Annotated in this window: 2 protein-coding genes and 1 pseudogene; all 3 read left to right on the top strand. The window is 55.0% G+C overall.

Features of this window, described 5'->3' with window-relative positions:
* Positions 1 to 1,212: 1,212 nt before the first annotated feature.
* Complete coding sequence (gene alr, locus V6C16_RS07855; RefSeq protein WP_333534526.1) at positions 1,213 to 2,328, top strand: alanine racemase; 1,116 nt, start codon at positions 1,213 to 1,215, stop codon at positions 2,326 to 2,328.
* 221 nt (positions 2,329 to 2,549) lie between these two features.
* On the top strand, positions 2,550 to 3,956 hold the full coding sequence (locus V6C16_RS07850; protein ID WP_333534524.1) for an amino acid permease: 1,407 nt from the start codon (positions 2,550 to 2,552) through the stop codon (positions 3,954 to 3,956).
* Between the two features lie 484 nt (positions 3,957 to 4,440).
* A pseudogene (locus V6C16_RS07845) lies at positions 4,441 to 5,034 on the top strand (NAD(P)(+) transhydrogenase (Re/Si-specific) subunit alpha); the annotation flags it as partial.

The following is a 5,034-nucleotide window of genomic DNA, read 5'->3' as shown; positions in this document are numbered from 1 at the left end:
GATATGCTTTTTCGGCCTGGGGCGCACAGCCGCCCCGCACACACCACGGAGTGCTGCACACATGCTTATCGACAGACTACAGCCGCTTACAGACATATTTGACTGGTTGCACCACACTTGGGAACGTTTACGCGGGTTTTGCGTCCGGCTGTCTCCGGCTTTCCGGCCTGGACATAGTGTCCCCGGAAGCGCATTTTCGGAGCAGGCCCCGCTGGCGCACCGTGCCGGCGTGCAGGACAGGCTCCGTGCCGGAGCCGCGTTTTACACCCTTCTGTTCGCGCGACCCGCCCTCCCCGCAAGTGATTTTTCAGCCGGCCTGTTCTGCTTTCGCCGCTGCCTGTGCAACATCCTGCTTTTTTGCCATAGAATCGTTTTTATGAATGTACGGCTGCGCCTGCCTCGGACCGTCAAAACAGGCCTTGCCGCCGATAAAGGACGCGGCAGCCTGTTCGTGCCTCGAATTTCCTGTTTCTCCATTTTTGCGGCAGGCGCTGGCCTGAATTTTTTGCACTTTCCATCTCATAAGAGGCAGCATTTAACTGTGTAAGAAACTGTGTAAGAAGTTGCCGCCACGGAGGGTGCAATATGATCTTTAAAAAAGTGTTGTGGTTATAGACAGTTGGATGGTAGCCTCTATTTACAAAAGTTTGTAAGTTCCATCTTGGGGGCGGCGGCGTCCTGCTGGTTGAACGCTCGACCTGCCGCCTCCTGTAGTCCGCATTCAGGGCGGATTTCTCCACGGGTGAGAGATGTTTTTTTCGGAAAAAACGAGACTCAAATCATCAGGCCGGACGGTTTTTTTGCCGGATTATTTTGGGCTGCTTGAAATTTTTTTTGATAACATACTGTTAGTAATGAAAGTTAAAAAAATAACAAAAAGCCCGTAGCGAGTAACATGCAAAATTTTTTGTAAACGTGGACACAAGCATGCTCGCATGGTATCACCTGCTCACAGTCTCATGTCCTGTTTTATGGCGTCAGTATGTGAAACTTAAGAACTTTTATATGAATGGTTCTGATTGCCGATTTTCTTGCCTCGGCGCTTAAAAAGGTGTTTGTACATTTTTAAAATTCATTTTCTATATTTTTTAAAATGTCATTAAAAGCACATGCTGCTTTTCAGATGCTGTTTTGGTGTTTCTGACGGTCTTACACGGATGAAAACCTGTATGTCCGGGCGGCTGCGGTGCACGCGCCGGCATAGGAGGAAACGTGGTCAGTTTTGACAGGCCCGTGTGGGCAGAGATAGACCTTGCGGCCTTTCGCCATAATCTGCGGCAGATCAAGTCGCTTCTAAAGCCCGGGACAATCTTCTGCCCCATCATCAAGGCGGACGGCTACGGGCATGGCGCCGTACCCTTGGCGCACGAAGCCGTCGCCCAGGGAGCGGGCTATCTTGGCGTGGCAATTCTGGACGAGGCCGCAGCCCTGCGCGCGGCGGGCATAACCCTGCCCATTCTCATTCTGGGCTATACGCCGCCCCAGGCCGCCCCGTTTGTGGTCAGCAACCACATTACCCAAACCATTTTCAGCAAGGAACAGGCCGATGCCCTTTCCGCCGCAGCGGGCAATCTGGGCATGACCGTCAAGGTGCACGTCAAGGTGGATACCGGCATGACCAGAATCGGCGTGCGGCCCGAAGAGGCTGCGGCGTTCTGTGCATATGTGGCCGGGCTTGAGAACGTGCATCTTGAGGGCATGTTTACGCATTTTGCCAGTTCCGACAGCGCCGACCGCGCATACTGCCTTGAACAGTTTGGGCTGTTCAAGGCTGCCCTGGCCGCTGTGGAGGCTTCGGGCATTCGACTGGGCATCCGGCACTGCGCCAACAGCGCCGCCATACTGTCCCTTCCCGAAGGTCATCTTGATATGGTCCGGGCGGGGATAATCCTTTATGGCCTCAAACCGTCCGACGAATGCCCCATGCCCATTGATCTGCGGCCCGTCATGCGCCTCAAGGCGCGGCTGGCAATGGTCAAGCAGGTTCCGCCCGGCGTGGGCGTGAGCTATGGCAGCATTTATCACACGCAGAAAGAGAGCAGCCTCGCCACCATCCCCATTGGCTATGCTGACGGCTACACACGCATGCTGAGCCGCAAGGCTCAGGTGCTGGTGCGCGGACGGCGCGCCCCGGTGGTAGGGCGCATATGCATGGATCAGTGCATGGCTGACGTAAGCCATGTGCCGCATGCCGCCGCCGGCGACGAGGTGCTTCTTTTCGGCGGACCCGAGCTGCCCGCAGACGAAATTGCCGCTCATCTCGGCACTATCAATTATGAAGTCGTCTGCATGGTGGGCAAGCGTGTGCCCAGAGTTTACGTGGAGTAAGAATTTTCCCCCATTGAAGTCACTTGCAACATCTTGCCCGAGGTGAATGCCGCTGCTTGTCGCGGTCATGAAACTTACGGTCATATGCGGATGACCGTGCCTCGTGCCGCAATCCACATACACAACATGCCAAAGAGGAAAAAGGAGGTCCCCCCACTCACAAACCCTCGTTGTCAAAGGATTCGCATTGAAATTCGTTCAAGGTTTTGCAAGGAGACCATATGTCGAGCGAAAACAAAGGTGTAACTGGTGAAAATCTAACCCGAGGGCTGGAATCGAGACATATCCAGCTTATTGCCATCGGCGGCGCCATCGGCGTGGGCCTGTTCCTGGGATCGAGCACGGCCATCAGAACCGCCGGTCCCGGTCTGCTGCTGTCCTATCTTATCGGCGGCATCATCATCTTCTTTGTCATGCGCGCGCTTGGCGAAGTGGCGGTGGCCTACCCCGTGTCAGGCTCATTCAGCGCCTATGCCAACATGTTTATGGGGCCGCGCATGGGCTACATAACCGGCTGGACTTACTGGTTTGTGTGGATCGTGACCGGTATGGCGGAAATTACGGCGGTCGGCGTATACTGCACATTCTGGTGGCCCGATTTGCCGCAATGGATACCAGCGCTGCTGGCGCTGGTGTGCATGACCACAGTCAACCTCATCTCGGTCAAGCTGTTCGGCGAGTTCGAGTTCTGGTTTGCCCTCATCAAGGTTGTGGTCATCATCGCCATGATTGCCATCGGTCTGGGCATCATTCTGTTCGGTATCGGGCATGGCGGCATTCCCACGGGCATCAGCAACCTGTATGCTCTCGAAGGCGGCTTTTTGCCCAACGGCATGACCGGCGTGTTCATGGCGCTTTCAATGGTCATGTTTGCCTTTGTGGGCATTGAGCTCATCGGCGTTACGGCCGGCGAGGCCTGCAATCCGGAAAAATCCATCCCCTCGGCCATCAACAAGGTGCTGTGGCGTATTCTGCTGTTCTATATAGGCGCTCTTTTCGTGATCATGAGCATCTTTCCCTGGAACGAGATCGGCGTACACGGCAGCCCCTTCGTGCTGACCTTCAAGAACATCGGCATTGCCGCGGCCGCGGGCATCATCAACTTCGTGGTTGCCACGGCGGCCCTGTCATCGTGCAACAGCGGGATCTACAGTAACGGCCGCATGCTGTACAATCTTGCCCTGCAAAAACGCGCCCCCCAGTATTTTGCGCAGACCAGCCGCGCAAACGTCCCCGCACGCGGCATTCTGGTTTCTTCGTGCATTATGCTTATCGGCGTGTTTCTGAACTATATCGTTCCCGAGGAAGTCTTTCTTATCGTAACCAGCGTGGCGACCTTTGCGGTTGTGTGGATCTGGGGAACCATCATCATTGTGCAGATGAAGTCCCGTGAGAGCAAAAGCCCCGAAGAGGCGGCTGCCGTCAAGTACAAGATGCCCTGGTATCCTTATTCCAACTATTTCGCACTGGTGGGGCTGGCTTGCGTTTATGTGATCCTGAGCCTTGGCGAGTCCACCCGCATTGCCATGATCGTGGGTCCTATATGGATTATCGGCATTAATGTGGTTTACAATCTGCTTGGCTGGAACAAAAAAGACATGCAGCCGGGCGTTGGCGCTGAAAACTAGAGCAATTTCAAAGTGAAATTGCTCTGGCGGCTGCATGAGCAGCCGCCCGCCGCAAAGATACAAGCGCAATTTACTTGAGCGGTTAAGCATCGAAGCGAGCGTGTCTTAAACTTTGAGAATGTACACTCTCAAAGTTAATCTGCTCCAGGGCAGTTTGCGCTGCTCGGCGCGGAATTCGAGTATACGTTCCGCATTGCCGAAACCGTGCAGGGCAACAGCCTTTGCACAAAATGCAGGACGCAACAGGGTGAAGCAGGCTGCCTTTGGGAATGTACATTCGCAGAGTGCAAGCCACGTCTGTTACGGCGGGTTGCCACGTAACCAAGCTGCGCCTCCACGACGAGCGTCTGCTACGAAACGGCCTGAGCATTGCAAATGAAAATGCTCCAAGATGTTTTGAATTGTTTGGGACGAGAGCGTACAGGGCGCTGGATGTCCGCATATGATTAACAAATTTATATAATTATCTTCAAGGAGCCTTACAATGAAGTTTCAGGGTATGACTATCGGTGTGCCGAAGGAAATCATGCACGGCGAACGCCGCGTGTCCGCGACTCCTGACACCGTCAAAAAGATGGTTGCCGACGGCGCCACGGTTCTTGTTGAAAAGGGCGCGGGCGACGGCGCTTTCTTTGCCGACAGCGCCTATGTTGAGGCCGGCGGCAAGATCATCGACGATGTTCAGGAAATCTTTGCCAAGGCTGACGTTATCCTGAAGGTGAAAGAGCCTCTGTTCAACGACAAGGTGAACAAGCACGAAGCGGAAATGGTGCGTGACGGTCAGTACCTGATCACCTTCCTGCACCCTGCGGCTCCCGTGAACCACGAAATGATGAAAAAGCTGGCCGCCACGGGCGTGATCAGCATCACGCTGGACGGCATTCCGCGTATTTCTCGCGCTCAGGGCATGGACGCCCTGACCTCCATGAGCACGGTTGCCGGTTACAAGGGCGTGCTGATGGCTGCCAACCGCCTTGCCAAGTTCATGCCCATGGTGGGTACGGCCGTGGGCGTCATCAAGCCTGCCAACGTGCTTGTGATCGGCACGGGCGTGGCGGGTCTTCAGGCAGTGGCCACC

This window comes from Desulfovibrio sp. 1188_IL3213 (assembly GCF_036763145.1).
Classification (GTDB): Bacteria; Desulfobacterota; Desulfovibrionia; order Desulfovibrionales; family Desulfovibrionaceae; genus Desulfovibrio.
This window is presented reverse-complemented; position numbering and strand designations above follow the sequence as displayed.

Coding starts and splice junctions, on each gene's coding strand:
- V6C16_RS07850 (WP_333534524.1), top strand. CDS start 2,550: ATGTCGAGCGAAAACAAAGGTGTAACTGGTGAAAATCTAACCCGAGGG.